Source organism: Sphingopyxis sp. PET50, assembly GCF_025244705.1.
Taxonomy (GTDB): domain Bacteria; phylum Pseudomonadota; class Alphaproteobacteria; order Sphingomonadales; family Sphingomonadaceae; genus Sphingopyxis.
In genome coordinates, this window is the sequence record NZ_CP104207.1 from 1,999,758 (window position 1) to 2,014,630 (window position 14,873).

The 14,873-nt window shown below is 68.2% G+C and carries 17 protein-coding genes and 1 pseudogene; 16 read left to right on the forward strand and 2 right to left on the reverse strand.

Annotated features, from left to right (window positions below):
* Window positions 1–164 precede the first annotated feature (164 nt).
* From N0A20_RS10540 to N0A20_RS10550, 3 genes are all read left to right on the forward strand, one after another.
* On the forward strand, window positions 165–1,757 hold the full coding sequence (locus N0A20_RS10540; RefSeq protein WP_260580386.1) for an acyl-CoA dehydrogenase family protein: 1,593 nt from the start codon (window positions 165–167) through the stop codon (window positions 1,755–1,757).
* Window positions 1,757–3,004 (forward strand): MFS transporter, encoded by a 1,248-nt coding sequence (locus tag N0A20_RS10545; RefSeq protein WP_260580387.1) that lies wholly within the window; start codon window positions 1,757–1,759, stop codon window positions 3,002–3,004. Before N0A20_RS10540 ends, N0A20_RS10545 begins: the two co-directional genes overlap by 1 nt.
* A 96-nt stretch (window positions 3,005–3,100) precedes the next feature.
* Window positions 3,101–3,553, forward strand: a complete 453-nt coding sequence (locus tag N0A20_RS10550; protein ID WP_260580388.1) for a DUF6010 family protein — start codon at window positions 3,101–3,103, stop codon at window positions 3,551–3,553.
* A 3-nt stretch (window positions 3,554–3,556) separates the two neighbouring features.
* Here N0A20_RS10550 and N0A20_RS10555 read toward each other — a convergent pair whose 3' ends face one another.
* Window positions 3,557–4,765, reverse strand: coding sequence for an acyl-CoA dehydrogenase family protein (locus N0A20_RS10555; protein ID WP_260580389.1), 1,209 nt, complete (start codon window positions 4,763–4,765; stop codon window positions 3,557–3,559).
* 175 nt (window positions 4,766–4,940) lie between these two features.
* On the reverse strand, window positions 4,941–5,753 hold the full coding sequence (locus tag N0A20_RS10560; protein ID WP_260580390.1) for a flagellin: 813 nt from the start codon (window positions 5,751–5,753) through the stop codon (window positions 4,941–4,943).
* Between the two features lie 244 nt (window positions 5,754–5,997).
* Here N0A20_RS10560 and fliE point away from each other — a divergent pair, with 244 nt between their 5' ends.
* The 13 genes and pseudogenes from fliE (at window position 5,998) to N0A20_RS10625 (ending at window position 14,767) form a co-directional block, all read left to right on the forward strand.
* Window positions 5,998–6,339 carry a flagellar hook-basal body complex protein FliE gene (gene fliE / locus N0A20_RS10565; RefSeq protein WP_260580392.1) on the forward strand — a complete coding sequence of 114 codons (342 nt, stop codon included), beginning with the start codon at window positions 5,998–6,000 and terminating at the stop codon, window positions 6,337–6,339.
* A gap of 3 nt (window positions 6,340–6,342) precedes the next feature.
* Window positions 6,343–7,431, forward strand: a complete 1,089-nt coding sequence (gene fliF / locus N0A20_RS10570; protein ID WP_260580393.1) for a flagellar basal-body MS-ring/collar protein FliF — start codon at window positions 6,343–6,345, stop codon at window positions 7,429–7,431.
* Window positions 7,397–7,900: pseudogene (locus N0A20_RS10575) on the forward strand (flagellar M-ring protein FliF C-terminal domain-containing protein); the annotation flags it as partial. The gene fliF and the pseudogene N0A20_RS10575, both read left to right, overlap by 35 nt.
* On the forward strand, window positions 7,875–7,997 hold the full coding sequence (locus N0A20_RS10580; protein ID WP_260580394.1) for a hypothetical protein: 123 nt from the start codon (window positions 7,875–7,877) through the stop codon (window positions 7,995–7,997). The pseudogene N0A20_RS10575 and the gene N0A20_RS10580, both read left to right, overlap by 26 nt.
* Window positions 7,990–9,024, forward strand: a complete 1,035-nt coding sequence (gene fliG, locus N0A20_RS10585; protein WP_260580395.1) for a flagellar motor switch protein FliG — start codon at window positions 7,990–7,992, stop codon at window positions 9,022–9,024. Before N0A20_RS10580 ends, fliG begins: the two co-directional genes overlap by 8 nt.
* Window positions 9,017–9,610 carry a FliH/SctL family protein gene (locus N0A20_RS10590; RefSeq protein ID WP_260580396.1) on the forward strand — a complete coding sequence of 198 codons (594 nt, stop codon included), beginning with the start codon at window positions 9,017–9,019 and terminating at the stop codon, window positions 9,608–9,610. The genes fliG and N0A20_RS10590 overlap by 8 nt, the downstream gene beginning before the upstream one ends.
* Entirely contained in the window at window positions 9,607–10,938 is a 1,332-nt protein-coding gene (locus N0A20_RS10595; protein WP_409574676.1) for a FliI/YscN family ATPase, read from the forward strand. Before N0A20_RS10590 ends, N0A20_RS10595 begins: the two co-directional genes overlap by 4 nt.
* A complete protein-coding gene (locus N0A20_RS10600; RefSeq protein ID WP_260580397.1) occupies window positions 10,935–11,381 on the forward strand; it encodes a hypothetical protein in 447 nt (148 codons plus the stop codon). Before N0A20_RS10595 ends, N0A20_RS10600 begins: the two co-directional genes overlap by 4 nt.
* A gap of 522 nt (window positions 11,382–11,903) precedes the next feature.
* Entirely contained in the window at window positions 11,904–12,587 is a 684-nt protein-coding gene (locus tag N0A20_RS10605) for a flagellar hook-length control protein FliK (RefSeq protein WP_260580398.1), read from the forward strand.
* 14 nt (window positions 12,588–12,601) lie between these two features.
* Complete coding sequence (fliL, locus tag N0A20_RS10610) at window positions 12,602–13,213, forward strand: flagellar basal body-associated protein FliL (protein WP_260580399.1); 612 nt, start codon at window positions 12,602–12,604, stop codon at window positions 13,211–13,213.
* Window positions 13,210–14,154 carry a flagellar motor switch protein FliM gene (locus N0A20_RS10615; protein ID WP_260580400.1) on the forward strand — a complete coding sequence of 315 codons (945 nt, stop codon included), beginning with the start codon at window positions 13,210–13,212 and terminating at the stop codon, window positions 14,152–14,154. The genes fliL and N0A20_RS10615 overlap by 4 nt, the downstream gene beginning before the upstream one ends.
* Window positions 14,151–14,483: a flagellar motor switch protein FliN gene (fliN, locus tag N0A20_RS10620; protein ID WP_260580401.1), complete on the forward strand. Its 333-nt coding sequence runs from the start codon at window positions 14,151–14,153 to the stop codon at window positions 14,481–14,483. Before N0A20_RS10615 ends, fliN begins: the two co-directional genes overlap by 4 nt.
* Window positions 14,483–14,767, forward strand: coding sequence for a flagellar biosynthetic protein FliO (locus tag N0A20_RS10625; RefSeq protein WP_260580402.1), 285 nt, complete (start codon window positions 14,483–14,485; stop codon window positions 14,765–14,767). Before fliN ends, N0A20_RS10625 begins: the two co-directional genes overlap by 1 nt.
* Window positions 14,768–14,873 lie beyond the last annotated feature (106 nt).

Below are 14,873 nucleotides of genomic sequence, written 5' to 3' on the forward strand. Positions count from 1 at the left end.
GCTTGTCGAAGCACCGTCCTTCCTTCGACGCCTCAAAAGGGGAAGAATGGTGCTTCGACAAGCTCGGGGCGAACGGGTTTAGAAATCCACACATGGTATACTAACTGAGGGTTGCGGAGGACCGCACTTCGGTGCATCGCCGCCGCGACAGACGGGATGATCGAATGAGCGAGTTGAGGCAGGCGCTGACCGCCGCGCAGGACTATCGAACCGCGGCACAGGCCGCACTGGCGGCACGGCTCGAAAAGGCGCCGATCGACACCGAGCAACGCGCCGCCCATGGTTTCGCCTGGGTCGCGACCACCGTCGCGGCGCTGGAAGCGACGCTGGGCTGGTACGAGGCGGGCGAGCGGCCGCGCGTCGATGCGCTGGTAACCGCCCTCGCCTTTGCCGAAGGGATCGCGCAGCTCGCCGGCGGGCTGCCGATGGGGCAGAACGAGATATTCCGACCCGCCGACCTCGGGCTGGGAAACGCGGCGGCGAAGCTGGCGGCGGAGTGCGCCGCATTGCTCGGCACCGACCAGGCGGCGGCGCGTGCCGAACTGGCCGCGCTGCTGGCGGGCGGTCAATGGCCGAGCGAGACGCTGCACGACGCCGATCTCGACGCGATCCGCGAGCAGTATCGGCGCTTCACCGACGCGGAGATTATCCCGCACGCGCATGGCTGGCACCTCGCCAATGCGCTGATCCCCGACACGACCGTCGCCGCGATGGCCGAACTCGGCACCTTCGGCGTCTGCATTCCCGAGGAATATGGCGGGCTCGGACTCGGCAAGCTGGTGATGTGCATCGTCACCGAGGAATTGTCGCGCGGCTGGATCGGCACCGGGTCGCTCGGCACAAGGTCCGAGATCGCGGGCGAGCTGATCGTACTCGGCGGCACCGACGAACAGAAGGCGCACTGGCTACCCAGGATCGCGAGCGGCGAGATATTGCCGACCGCGGTGTTTACCGAGCCCGACGTCGGTTCCGACCTCGGCTCGCTCCAGACGCGCGCGCGGCGGAACAGCGACGGCGAATGGGTGATCGACGGGGCGAAGAACTGGATCACCCATGCCGCACGCTCGGACCTGATGACCCTGCTCGCGCGGACCTTGCCCGATGCAAAGGGCTATGCCGGGCTGTCGATGCTGCTGGTGCCCAAGCCGCGCGGCAGCGATGAGGTGCCGTTCCCCGCCGACGGCATGAGCGGCAGCGAGATCGAAGTGCTCGGCTATCGCGGGATGCGCGAATATGCGCTGCAGTTCGACGCGATGCCCGCGCCCGCCGACGCTTTGCTCGGCGGCGAGGAGGGTCAGGGGTTCAAGCAACTCATGCGGACCTTCGAGGGCGCGCGCATCCAGACCGCCGCGCGCGCGGTCGGCGTCGCGCGGCGCGCGCTCGAACTCGGGCTCGATTATGCGATGACGCGCAAGCAGTTCGGCAAGGCGATCCTCTATTTTCCGCGCGTGTCGGACAAGCTGGCGATGAGCCTCGTCGATTTCGTCACCGCGCGCGAGCTCAGCTATGCCGCGGCACGCGCCAAGGATGGCGGCAAGCGCTGCGACATAGAGGCGGGCATGGCGAAATTGCTCGGCGCGCGCGCGGCCTGGTCGAACGCCGACGCCAGCCTGCAGATCCACGGCGGCAACGGCTATGCGATGGAATATGAGATCAGCCGGGTGCTGTGCGATGCGCGCATCCTCAACATCTTCGAGGGCGCAGCCGAAATCCAGGCGCAGGTGATCGCCCGCGGGCTGGCCGGAGGCCGCAACTGATGGCGGACGGGAGCGACCCGCGTCCCGCCCCCGTTTCGCCGCTCGCCCCGTTCCAGTTCCCCGCTTTCCGCGCGATCTGGATCGCCAACCTCGCCTCGAACATGGGGTCGATGATCCAGTCGGTCGGCGCCGCCTGGCTGATGACCGAACTGACGCAGTCGCACCTGCTGATCGCGCTGGTCAATGCGGGGGCGACGATCCCGATCCTGCTGCTCGGCGTGTTCGCGGGGGCGATCGCCGACAATTACGACCGGCGGCGCGTGATGCTGGCGGCGCAGGCCGCGATGCTCGCCGCGTCGGCCGCGCTGGCGGTCGTCACCTGGGCGGGGGCGATCGGGCCCTTGTCGCTGCTGTTTTTCACGCTTGCGGTCGGCTGCGGCACCGCCGTCAATTCGCCCGCCTGGCAGGCGTCGGTGCGCCAGCAGGTCGGGCACGCGCACCTGCCGCAGGCGATCGCGCTCAACAGCATCGCCTTCAACCTCGCGCGCAGCGTCGGGCCGGCGCTCGGCGGACTGCTGATCTCGCTCACCGGGCCGGCGACCGCCTTCGCGCTCAACACTTTGAGCTACCTCGCGCTGATCGTCGTGCTGCTGCGCTGGAAACCCGCGACCGAACCGCCCGCCAAATCGCCGATGCTCGCCGCCATCGCGACGGGCATCCGCTTCTGCGCGCAGTCGGACCCGGTACGCCGCGTGCTGATGCGCGGCTTTTCCTTCGGTTTCGGCGCCGCGGCCTTTCAGGCGCTGCTGCCCTCGCTGGTCCGCGACCAGCTCAAGGGGACCGAGCTTGTCTATGGCCTGTGCCTCGGCGCCTTCGGCCTCGGGTCGATCCTCTGCGCCCTGTGGGTCGGCGCGGCGCGGCGGCGCTGGGGGAGCGAGCGGGTGGTCAGCGTCGCGACGCTGGCATTCGCCGCGGCGATGCTTCCCGTCGCACTGACGCAGATGGTGGGTGCCGTGCTCGTAGCGGCCTTCACGGCGGGCATGGCGTGGGTGGGGACGCTGACGACGCTCAACGTCGCAATGCAGCTCCGCTCGCCCGACGCGATCCTCGGGCGCTGCCTGTCGATCTATCAGGCCGTGACGTTCGGCGCCCTGGCGCTCGGCGCCTGGTCTTTCGGGCTGGTCGCCGACCTGTGGACGCTGCCCGCCGCCGTCCTGGCCGGCGGCGGCTGGCTGGCGCTGTCGGTGCCGGTCCTCCACGCCGTCGCCCCGATGCCGGGGCGCGACGAAGGGCGGGTCGCGCCCTAGCGGCAGGCCGGCGCGACAAATCTTCCGCCCTATGGGGCCGTCATGATATAGGTCGCGGCGACGGAGCGGAGCGATACAGCCAGACGGAGGGGTCCGATGTCGAACGAAGCCTTGCATAGCCACGCGCGCGGCCTGTCACCGTTCGAACGGCGGCCGGTGCTGACCGGCATCGCCGTCGGCGTCGGATCGCTGTTGCCCCACGCCTTTCTGCTACCCGAGGCCTCGCTTGGCTTCGCCGCGGTGCTGATCGCGCTGATCGGCGGCATTTATTTCGGCTTCGCGGTGGTCAACGGATCGCCGCGCGACCAGTTCGTCGAATTCAACATGAGCGGCGCCTTCGCCGTCGCCGGGCTGCTCGGCCTGCTCTATTGGCCGATCCTGTTGCCGCTCGCCTATTTCGGCCATGCGGCGTGGGATTTTGCGCACCACGTCCGGTGGCGGTTGCCGCTCGTCGCGATCCCGCAATGGTATGTGCCCTGGTGCGTCGTCATCGACGTCATAGTCGGCGCGGGCCTGCTGGTCATCTGGCGCGTCGACGGGCTGATCTGAGCCTCAGCCCGCCTGCGCGTTTTTCCAGTCGCGCTTGATCTTCTTGGCGAGGCTCCATTTGTGGACCTCGGTCGGGCCGTCGTAAATGCGGAACGCGCGGACCTCGCGGAAGACCTGTTCGACGATCGTCTTGTCGGTGACGCCGGTGCCGCCCATCACCTGCACGCAGCGGTCGGCGATACGCATCAGCGCCTCCGACACCGCGACCTTGGCCATCGAGCTTTCGACGGTGCCGAGATCGCCGGTGTCGAGCACTTCGGCGCACCAGCGGATCATCAGTTCGGCCTGTTTCAGGTCGATCAGATTCTCGGCCAGCATGAAACCGACGCCCTCATGGTCGATCAGCGGCTTGCCGAAGGCGTGGCGGCGGTTCGCGTAATCGCTCGCAATCTCGTGCGCGCGCTGGCAGGCGCCGTGCCAGCGCATGCAGTGCGACAGGCGCGCGGGGGACAGGCGGACCTGCGCATATTTGAACCCCTCGCCCGCCTCGCCGAGCATCTGGTCGGCGGGGACGCGCAGGTTTTCGATGACGACGGTCGCATGGCCGCCGGGCATCGAGCTGTCGATCGTATTGGGCACATGCTCGATGCGGATCGCGGGGTCGGGCAGGTCGACGAGGAACATGCAGGCGCCGCCGCCGGCCGCGACATCCTCGGCCTTCGCCATGACGATGCCGACCTTTGCGCCGTCGGCGCCGGTGATGAAGCATTTGCGGCCGTTGATGACCCAGTGGTTGCCGTCCATGCGGCAGACCGTCTTCATCATCGAGGGGTCAGAGCCCGCTCCGCCGTCTTCGGCGGGTTCGGTCATGAAGAAAGCCGAGCGCGCATGACCCTGCACCAGCTGGTCGAGGAAGCGCGCCTTCAGTTCGGGGCTGCCGACCTTGCCGAGCAGATACATATTGCCTTCGTCGGGCGCCGCGGTGTTGCATGCCAGCGGGCCGAGCGGCGACAGGCCGGTCTTCTGAAGGACATAGGCGGACTCGACCTGCGTCAGATGGTCGCCGTCCGCCAATATATGCGGGGTGAGCACGCCGGCGGCGCGCGCCTTTTCCTTGAGCTCGGCGACCAGATCGTCGGTCGGGGCGCCGTGGTGATCGCGGCGCGGGTCGCTTTCATAGGGTGCGACGACGGTGCGGACGAAATGCTCGACGCGTTCGCCGATGTCGAGCGCGCGCTGCGACACGGCTGCGGCGGCTGGCGGATGGTTCATTTGCTAAGCTCCCCGATTTGTCGGGGAGGCGTTGGCTCATTTGCCCATCGGGGGCAAGCGTTTCGCCGTCCTTGATCGAAAACAGGGAATGCCCCGGCCGTGGGGGGCCGGGGCATTCGATCAGGCTAATTAAGGGACCAACCAAATATAGCCTGAGTCTCGGTTGCTCTTGTGCTTAGCGCAGCAGGTTCATCACGCCCTGCTGGCTCTGGTTCGCCTGGGCGAGCATCGCGGTCGATGCCTGGGCCAGGATGCCGGCGGCCGCGAGCTTCGTCGATTCGGCCGAAAAGTCGGTGTCTTCGATGCGCGACTTGGCGTCCGCCAGATTGACGACGGTCGACGTCAAATTGTCGACAGTAGCTTCGAGGCGGTTCTGCTGGGCACCCAGGTTGGCGCGCTCGGTGGCAACCGTCTGGATCGCCGTGTCGAGCACTTCGAGCGCGGCCGAAGCACCGGTGTCGCTCGACAGATCGACGTCTTCGACCTCCAGCCCTTCGGCCGAGAGGTCGCCGATGACGATGTTGACGACTTCGCCGTCGTTGATGCCGGTCTGGATGTTGAGATCGGCGGTGCCGTCGAGCAGCGCGGTGCCGTTGAAGGTCGTGCGGGTCGCGATGTCGCCGATCTGCGCGATCAGCGCCGTGACTTCGGTCTGGATCGCTTCACGATCGTCATCGCCCAGCGTGCCGGTCGAAGCCTGCACGGCCAGTTCACGCATACGAACGAGGATGTTCGAGATGTTGCCCATCGCGCCTTCGGCGGTCTGCGACAGCGAGATGCCGTCGTTGGCGTTGCGAACGGCCTGGTTCAGGCCGCGGACATTGGCGTCCATGCGGGTCGCGATGGCGAGGCCGGCGGCATCGTCCTTCGCGCTGTTGATGCGCTTGCCGCTCGACAGGCGTTCCATCGCCTGCGACTGCATGCGTTCGGCAACACGCGAGCTGTTCTGGGCGCGGAGCGCGCTCACATTGGTGTTGATAACAGTCATTTCGTTCCCTTTCCGGCCCCCAGGGCCATTCCCTTGGTGTGCGGCTCGGCGAGCTTCACGATTGCAGTAACGGCGCGGGCTGAGCGGCGCTTAAGGGCGGCGCGTCAAAAAAATGCCGAAATCGGTTAACGGCTGCCGGTATGCAGATTTATCACTCTGATTTCCGACGAATAAAATTCTTGGCACGCGCTTTGCATCACTCTCTGCGTGCGGCGCGATGCCGCGTCTCGAGACGGATGAAACTATGAGCACGATTGACCCGAGTCGGCTGTTGCAGATGCGCAGTTCGATCCTCAATCAGAACCAGGCGCTGCAGCGCGCGGCGGGCCGCGGCGGCACCGAGCCCGCGCCGGACAGCACGGGGATGGCCGATTTCGGATCGGCGATCTCGACCGCACTGCAACAGGTCAACGCCCAGCAGGCCAAGGCCAGCGAGATAAGCGAAGCCTATGAACGCGGCGACACGCACGACATCGTCAGCGTGATGATCGAGCGGCAGAAGGCCTCGCTCGGTTTCGAAACGACCCTGCAGGTCCGCAACAAGCTGCTGTCCGCCTATCGCGACATCATGAACATGCCGGTGTAATCCATGGCCGACGCACAGATACTGACCCCCGTCGACACCGGCAGCGCGAACCGCCTGCCCGTCCCCGCCTTGGGCGGCCGCCTGGCCCCCGTACAGCAGTTCATTCGCCAGCCCGCCGTCCAGCGCGCCTTGCCCGCGATCGCGACCACGGCGGCGATCGGCATCGCCGCCCTCGCCTATTTTGCCACCGCCGCGGCTCCGCAGACGCAGTTGTTCGCCGGGCTCGCCGATGCCGACAAGGCCGCGGTCGCCGACGCGCTGACCGCGCAGGGCATCGCGCACAGCATCGACCCCGTTACCGGCGCGCTGACCGTCGACGCCGACAAGCTCCACCAGGCGCGCATCGCGCTCGCGGGCCAGGGCCTGCCCAAGGCATCGGCCGACGGCAGCGAGATGATCGGCGCGCTGCCGATGGGCGCGAGCCGCGCGATCGAAGGCGAGACGCTGCGCGGCGCGCGCGAGGCCGACCTCGCGCGCACGATCGAGGCGATCGACGCGGTCAGGGCCGCGCGCGTCCATATCGCCGCCGCCGAACCCAGCCTGTTCGTCCGCGACGACAAGCCCGCCACCGCGTCGGTGATGCTGACGCTGCAGAACGGCCGCAGCTTGAGCGATGGCCAGGTGCAGGCGATCCGTTTCCTCGTTGCCTCTTCGGTGCCGGGCATGAACGCCGATCAGGTGTCGGTGATCGACCAGCGTGGCGCGTTGCTGTCGGACTCGGCGACATCGAGCGACATGCAGGCGTTCCAGTTGCAGACGCAGATGGAGGATCGCTTCCGCCGCGCGCTCGACAGCCTGCTCGGCCCGATGCTCGGCGCAGGCAATTACAGCGTCGAGGTCCACGCCGACGTCGACATGTCGGAAAGCCAGGCAACGCGCGAAAGCTTTCCCGAAAACGACCGCGCGCTGCGCAGCGAACAGGTCACCCGCTCGGTGAGCGGCCAGGGCCCGGCCCCCGCCGTCGGCATCCCCGGCGCACTGTCGAACCAGCCGCCGCGCGGCCACCGAACTCAGCCAGACGCCGGCCGGTACGCCGCAGGGCGGTGGCGCGGCCGGCACGAGCAGCAACGAGAATGCGGCGCGCGCCTATGAGGTCGGCCGGGAAATTTCGGTGACGCACCGCCCGCAGGGCCAGTTGCGCCGCGTCTCGGTCGCGGTCGCGATCAACCAGGGCAGCAAGGCGCTGAGCCAGGGCGACCTCGCCAAGATCGACCGGCTGGTCAAGGGCGCGGTTGGCTTCGATGAAGCGCGCGGCGACCAGGTCGCGATCGGCCAGCGCCCCTTCGCCAAGATCGAGGATGTCAGCCCCGCCTTTTACGAACAGGGCTGGTTCCTGCCGCTGATCAAGCAGATCGGCGCGGTGATCGCCGCCATTCTAGCCTTCTTCTTCATCGGCCGTCCGCTGATCCGTTCGGCCAAGGCCAGGGCGGCGGCGCGCGCCGAGCACAATGCCGCGCTGGAGGAATCGCTGATGGCGAGCACCGGTTCGCCGGCTGCGTCCGCACCGCGCGCTCGGCCGCGAAATCACGCTCGAAATGATCGAGGCGGCGCCGAGCTATGAGGCGCGCGCCAATCTCGTCCGCGAATTCGTGCGCCAGGATTCGGCCCGCGCCGCGCTGGTCGTGCGCCAGCTGATGCAGGAGGGCGCCCGTGCCTGACCTCGACACCGCCATCGGAACCGCGCCCGCGACGCCCGCCGTCGAAGGGTCGGCCGCCGCCGCGATCCTGTTGATGCTGCTTGACGAAAGCGAAGCCGCGACGATCCTGAAGCATCTCGACCCCGACGAGGTTCGCCTGCTCGCCAAGGGCATGTTCGACGCGGCCAATGCCAATGAGACGCAGGTCGAGCAGGCGCTCGACCGCTTCGTGGCGCGCAGCCGGACCGTCAGCGCGCTCGCCATCGGCGCCGACACCCGCATCCGCACCGTGATGAACCAGGCGGTGGGCAATGTCCGCGCCGACAATATCCTGGCCGCCATCGCCCCGCAGCGCAGCGCCGCCTCGCTCGAAATGCTGCGCTGGATGGACATTGACGCCATTAGTGGTTTGCTCGCCAGCGAACATCCGCAGGTCGGTGCGCTGATCCTGTCGGTGCTGGTGCCCGATATCGCAGCGCGCGCGATCGAGACGCTCGACGAAGGGTTGCAGGCCGATCTGGTACTGCGCGCGGCGCAACTGACCGCGGTCCCCGCGGCGGCGATCGAGGATCTGGAATCGGTCCTCGCCTCCGCCAATGTCGGCGGCCAGCGTGTCGCCAAACAGGCGATCGGCGGCCCGAGCGATGTCGCCAAGATCATGAAGAAAATGCCGAAGTCGCTGTCGGAACGGACGATCCGCAACCTGAAGAAGGCCGACCGCCAGCTCGCCCAGACGATCGAGGAGGAAATGTTCATCTTCGAGAATCTGCGCGACCTCGACCTGCGCAGCCTCGGCACGATCCTGCGCGGCGTCGATGCGGCGCAGCTCGCCGTCGCGCTCAAGGGCGCCGACGACGAGATGGCCGACCTGTGCCTGTCGACGATGTCGAAGCGCGCCGCGGAAACGATCCGCGACGAAATGGCGGAGATGACGATGGTCAAGCGGACCGACGTCGAGGATGCGCAGAAGAGCATCATGCAGATCGTGCGCCAGATGGCGGCATCGGGCGAGATCATGATCGCCGGCGCGGGCGACGATTATGTCTGACCAGAGCTTCGCCCCGACCCCGCTGGCGCTCGTCATGGCGCACGACACCGGCTTTCGGCCGAGGTCGTTCGACCCCGCAGTGCGCGCGCACGAGGCCGTCGCGGCCGAGGCGCCGGTCGAGGCCGAACCGGCCGAGGATCCGTTCGCCAGGGGGCTGGCCGAAGGCCAGCGCCTCGCCGAAGCCGGTTTCGCGGTCGAGCGCGGCCAGTTGCTCGCACTCGTCGCCGGCGCCGAGGCGCTGCAGGACGAACCGAGCGAGGAACTGGCGCAGTTGATCGCCGAGACGGTCGAGCGGCTGGTCCGCCAGATTGTCGTCAGCGCACCGATCGACGCCGACTGGCTGAAGGAACAGGCCGAGACCGCCGCTGCACTGGTCGCCGAAGCCGACAAGGCGCGCACCCTGTGGGTCCACCCGCAGGACGCGGCGCTGCTGATGGATGCCGACATCCGCCTGCCCGTCGAGGCCGATGCGACGATGATGCGCGGCACGGTGCGGATCGAGACGTCGGCCGGCTGGATCGAGCATGGCCGCGCCGTCTACCTCAATGAACTGCGCGCGGCGCTCGGCCGCGAGGAGGCCGCGTGACCCGCCGTCTCGCCATGAGCGCGCAGCAGTTGCTCGCCCCCATCGACATCGCCAAGGCGAGTCCGCGCCGCATCGGCACGCTCGTCGCGCACGAAGGCATCATGCTGGAGGTGTCGGGTTTCCCGCAGCCGTTGGGCAGCAACGTCCGCATCAAATCGGCCGACAACGACTATGTCTATGGCGAGGTCGTCGGCTTTCGCGGCCACCGCAGCCTCGTCCTGCCCTTCGACATGAACAAGCCGCTCGTCACCGGCGCGCCGGTCGAACCGCATGGCGCCAGCTCGATGGTTCCGGTCGGCAAGGCTTTGCTCGGCCGCATCATGGACGCGCAGGGTAACCCGCTCGACGGCCGCCCGCCGGTCAAGTCGCAGTTCCTGTGGCCGCTCGCCGGGCGCAAGGTCAATCCGCTGCGCCGTGGCCGCGTCACGCATGCGCTCAACATGGGCGTGCGCGCGATCAACGGCCTGCTCACCGTCGGCGAAGGCCAGCGCGTCGCGATCATCGCGGGCTCGGGCGTCGGCAAGTCGGTGCTGATGGGCCAGATGATCGCGGGTACCGAATGCGACGTCATCGTCGTCGGCCTGATCGGCGAGCGCAGCCGCGAAGTCAGCGACTTCGTCGAGACCAAGCTGCCCCCCGAGGTGCGCAAGAAAGCGGTCGTCGTCGCGGTTCCCGCCGACCACCCGCCGCTGCTCCGCCTGCGCGCCGCGATGCGCGCGACCGCGATCGCCGAAGCCTTCCGCGACGAGGGCAAGAAGGTGTTGCTCCTCATCGACAGCCTGACCCGCGTCGCCCATGCGCAGCGCGAGATCGGGCTGACGCTCGGCGAGCCGCCGACGATGAAGGGTTACCCGCCGTCGGTCTTCGCGCTGATCCCCTCGCTGTGCGAACGCGCGGGCATCGACAAGGCGACCGGCGGTTCGGTCACCGCACTCTACACCGTGCTCGCCGACGGCGGCGACATCGACGATCCGGTCGTCGACAGCGCCCGCGCGATCGTCGACGGCCATATCATCCTGTCGCGCACCATGGCCGAACAGGGCGTCTATCCCGCGATCGACGTCGCCCGCTCGCTGTCGCGCACCATGGCCGATTCGGTCGATCCTGAACATGCCGCCGCCGCCGCGCGCTTTCGCCAGCTGTGGTCGGCTTATGAGGAAAATCGCGACCTGATGCTGATGGGCGCTTACGTCGCCGGCGCCGATCCGGTGCTCGACACCGCCATCGCGCGCCGCGCCGACCAGCTCGCCTATGTGGCGCAGGCCGCCAAGGCCCAGGTCGATTTCGCCACCTCCCGCCAGTCTCTCGTCGAAGGATATAGTGCATGACCTCTCGCACCGCGCGCCGCAAACGGATCATCCGCGTTCGCGGCGTCGAACATCAGATGGCGGAGGCCAATTTCGCGCGCGCCAACAGCGAACTCGCCAATCTGGTCGAGTTGTCGAAGCGGCTCGAAACGCTGCGCACCGACCTCGCCGTCGCGAAGGGCGCGGTCGCGGGCCGGGCGCTCAACACGATCGGCGAGCTCGGCATGCGGCTCGACATGGCGAAGGAAAATCTGGTCGCGCCGATGAGCAACGCCAGCGCGCGCCGCGACCAGATGGGCGCGCTGGCGCAGCGCGCGATGGTCAAGGAAGAATCCGCCGTCCGCCTCTATGAAAACAGCCGCAAGTCGGCGGAGAAGGACATGGAGCGCCGCGCCGACGCCAACCGCCCGCACCGCGTGCGCGGCGGCATGCGCCTCCGCCTGATCGACGGGGGCGTCGCATGATGGGCGCGCTGCCGCAGACCGCCACCCAGGGCATGAACGCACTGCTCGCGGTGCTGCCCCCCGCGCAGGCAGGCGAGGCCGGGCAGGAAGGCCTGTTCGACCAGCTTGTCGCGCAGCGGGCGCCGGGTGCTGCCGCCCCGACGGCGCCGGTCGGCGTGGCCACGCCGGTCGCCGAGAACCCGGCCCCGCCTTCGGCGACCGAAACGCCGACCGTCCAGCCGACCATCGCGCCTGCCGCCCCGGGCAAGCCGGTGCGCCCGATCGCGGTCGAGCCCGGACTGGCCGACACCGGCAAGGCCAAAGCCGAAATGCCCGCGCCGACCGCGGAAACCGAGGTCAGCAAGGCGGTGGTTGCGGCGAACGAATTGCTCGCGACGCTGGCACATTTCACCACCCCTGCGGCCAAGCCGGCGACCGCCAAGCCCGGCGCAACGGCGCGCGAAGCCGAAGGCGAAAGCGGCAAAGAAGGCGAATCCGCCAACGGAGCAGCACCGGTCGCCGCGATGGCGCTGGTCCAGCCGCATGATCGAACCCCGCGCCGCCGCCAAGCTGGCCGCCGAAGCCGCGCCGCGCCGGGACGAGCAGCCCGCGCCCCCGATGGCGGCGCCCAGGGTTCGCGACGCCGCGGCCTCGCTGCCCGCCGCAACATTCGCTTCCGCCGAAGCCCCAGTCGCGAAACCCGCCGACGAAGCCTCGATGACGATACTCTTCGCCCAACCCGCCACGCAGACCGCGGCCATCGCCGAAGCGGCCAAGCCCGTCGCAATCGCCGAACGCGTGCTCGACCTGACCAGCGACGATGCCTGGATAGAACAGCTGGCGTCGGACATCGCCGCCACCAAATCGGCGACCAACGAGGTCAGCTTTCGCCTGATGCCGCGTCATCTCGGCCGCCTCGACGTGTCGATGCTGGCGGGCGACGAAGGCGTGTCGCTGAAGCTCGACACGCAGCATGAGGCGACCGCGACGATCGTCACCGCCGCGCAGGTCCGGCTTGTCGACGACCTGCGCCAGCAGGGCGTGCGCGTCACCGAAACCCAGGTGACCCACACCCCCGACCAGGCCGGACGCCAGTCGCAGCAGGGCCAGGGCCGCAGCCCGGCGCAGGACGCCGCACATCTGATCGAAACCGCAACCGCGCGTACCGAGCTACGCGAAACCGATGACCAAGAGCGCGCCGGCGACCGCCGCGGCCGCTTCGCCTGACGAGGAGCAGACCGATGAGCAAGGACAAGACCGAAGCCCCCGAGCCCAGGAAGAAGGGCAAGATGAAGAAGCTGCTGATGATCGGCATCGGCGCCGTCGTGCTGATCGGCGCCAGCGCTGGCGCCGGCATCTATTTCGGCGTCGGCATGGCGGCTCATGCGGCCAAGCCCGAGGATCATTTCCCCAAGCTGGTCGTTCGCGACCCCGGCGCCAAACCCGCCACCAAGGGCGAAGGCGACGAGGCCCCGGCCCCGAAGGTCGGCACGGTTTCGGTCCCCAACGACCGGTTCAAGGTCGATCCGCGCAAATATGAGATCACCTACTATCCGATCAGCCAGGCCTTCACGACGAACCTCGCCGACGGGTCGGGTTTCCTGCAGATCGGGATCAGCCTGTCGACCTATTATGACGGCAAGGTCATCGCCAATATCGAGCGGCAGGACGTGCCGATCCGCTCGGCGGTGCTGATGGTGCTCGCCGAACAGGATCCCGCGCTGCTCTCCACCTCGCACGGCAAGCAGCAGCTGCAGCGCCAGCTGACCGGCGCGATCAACCAGGTGCTGCGCGACAAGGAAGGCTTCGGCGGCATCGACAATGTCTATTTCACGAGCCTGGTGATCCAGTGACCGCCAAGACCAACCCCTTCAAGGCGCCCAAGGCGCCCGCCGCCAAGGTCGCGTCCGGCGCCGCCGGCGATGACGCCAAGGCCTCGCTGCTGCTGCGCAAGGCCGAGAGCGGTTATGCCTTTCCGCTGCTCGACGGCGTCGCGAACCAGTTCGCGCGATCCTTGCGCGAGCTGGTCCGCGCGCTCGGCGCCCCGACGGTGCAGGTCGAACGGCAGGCCGCCGAGGTGGTGCGCTTCGCCGACTGGACCGCGGCCGCGGCCCCCGCGATCTTCTGGCGCTATCACGCGCCGCCGATGAAGGGGCCGGTGCTGCTCGCCGGCGCGCGGCCGCTTATCCTCCAGCTTGTCGATATCTTTTACGGCGGCAAGGGCCAGCTCGCGGCCGAACGCGACGAGCTGACCGATGCCGAGGACCGCTTTGCCGCTCGGCTCGGTCGCGACATGGGGCTACAGATCGCCACCGCCTGGGGCGACAAGTTCGCGATCGCGCCCGAACTCGACTGCGTCACCGGCGATCCCGCCAAGCTCGCGGCGGTGCGCGCCGACGACGAACTGCTCGTCCAGCGTTTCGTGCTGCGCGGCGGGCCGCTCGATGGCCGCTCGATCGCCTGCGCCTATCCGGTCGCCGCGCTGCGCGGCATCGCGGGCGCCGAACCCACCCCCGACGCGCGCGACACCAGCCCCGCCGATGCCGCGTGGAAAGCCACGTTGAGCGGAGCGCTGAAGGAAGTTCGCCTTCCCGTCCGCTCGGTATTGGCCCGTCCCGAAATTTCTTTGGTCAAACTGCTCGGTTTGGAGGTCGGCGATATCATTCCGTTAACCATTCCGCGCAATGTTCCGGTAACCGTCGCTCAGCCGCAGTTTCGCGGTCGGCAGCATCGGCGAAGCCAATGGAAATGCAGCCATAATGATCGAGCATATCGAAAAAGGATCGGATCATGAGTGACATGAGCGAAGGCGCCGGCCGCCGCGATCGCCGCGACGGCAAGGATGTGGCGATGGCGCCCAATTTCGACCTGCTCGCCGGCGTGTCGCTGCGCGTCTCGGTCGAGGTCGGGTCGACGAGCATGACGCTCGCCGACCTGCTGTCGATGACCGAGGGCAGCGTCGTCGAGCTCGACCGCGCCGCGAACGAGCTGCTCGACATCTATGCCAACGGCACGCTGATCGCGCGCGGCGAGATCGTCAATGTCGACGGCCGCTATGGTATCCAGGTCGCCGAAGTGGTCGCCCCCGACCGCGGCCTTGCCGGCTTCGACCGGAGGGCCTGATGTTTGAATATATCCTGCGCCTGCTGATCCTGCTGCCGCTCGTCGGCGGCATGGCGTGGGGCAGCCTGTGGCTGTGGAAAAAGGTCCAGATGGGCACGCTCCAACTGCCCGGCCAGGGCGCGAAGCGCGCGCGTGCGATCGAGATGATCGACGTGCTGCCGCTCGGCCCCGGGACCAAGCTGACGGTCGTCGAATTCGCTGGGCAGCGCATCCTGCTGTCGGTCTCGCGCGGCGCCGTCACCCGGCTTGCCGACAACAGCCAGGGCGATTTCCATGTCGATTGAGGCAAACCGCCCGCGATTCTCTCCAATCCGATTTCCCGAGCGAAGACGAGGGGCTCGTTCGAGCGAAGCGAGAACCAGCGACGTCGCAGCCTCGACTTCGCTCGGC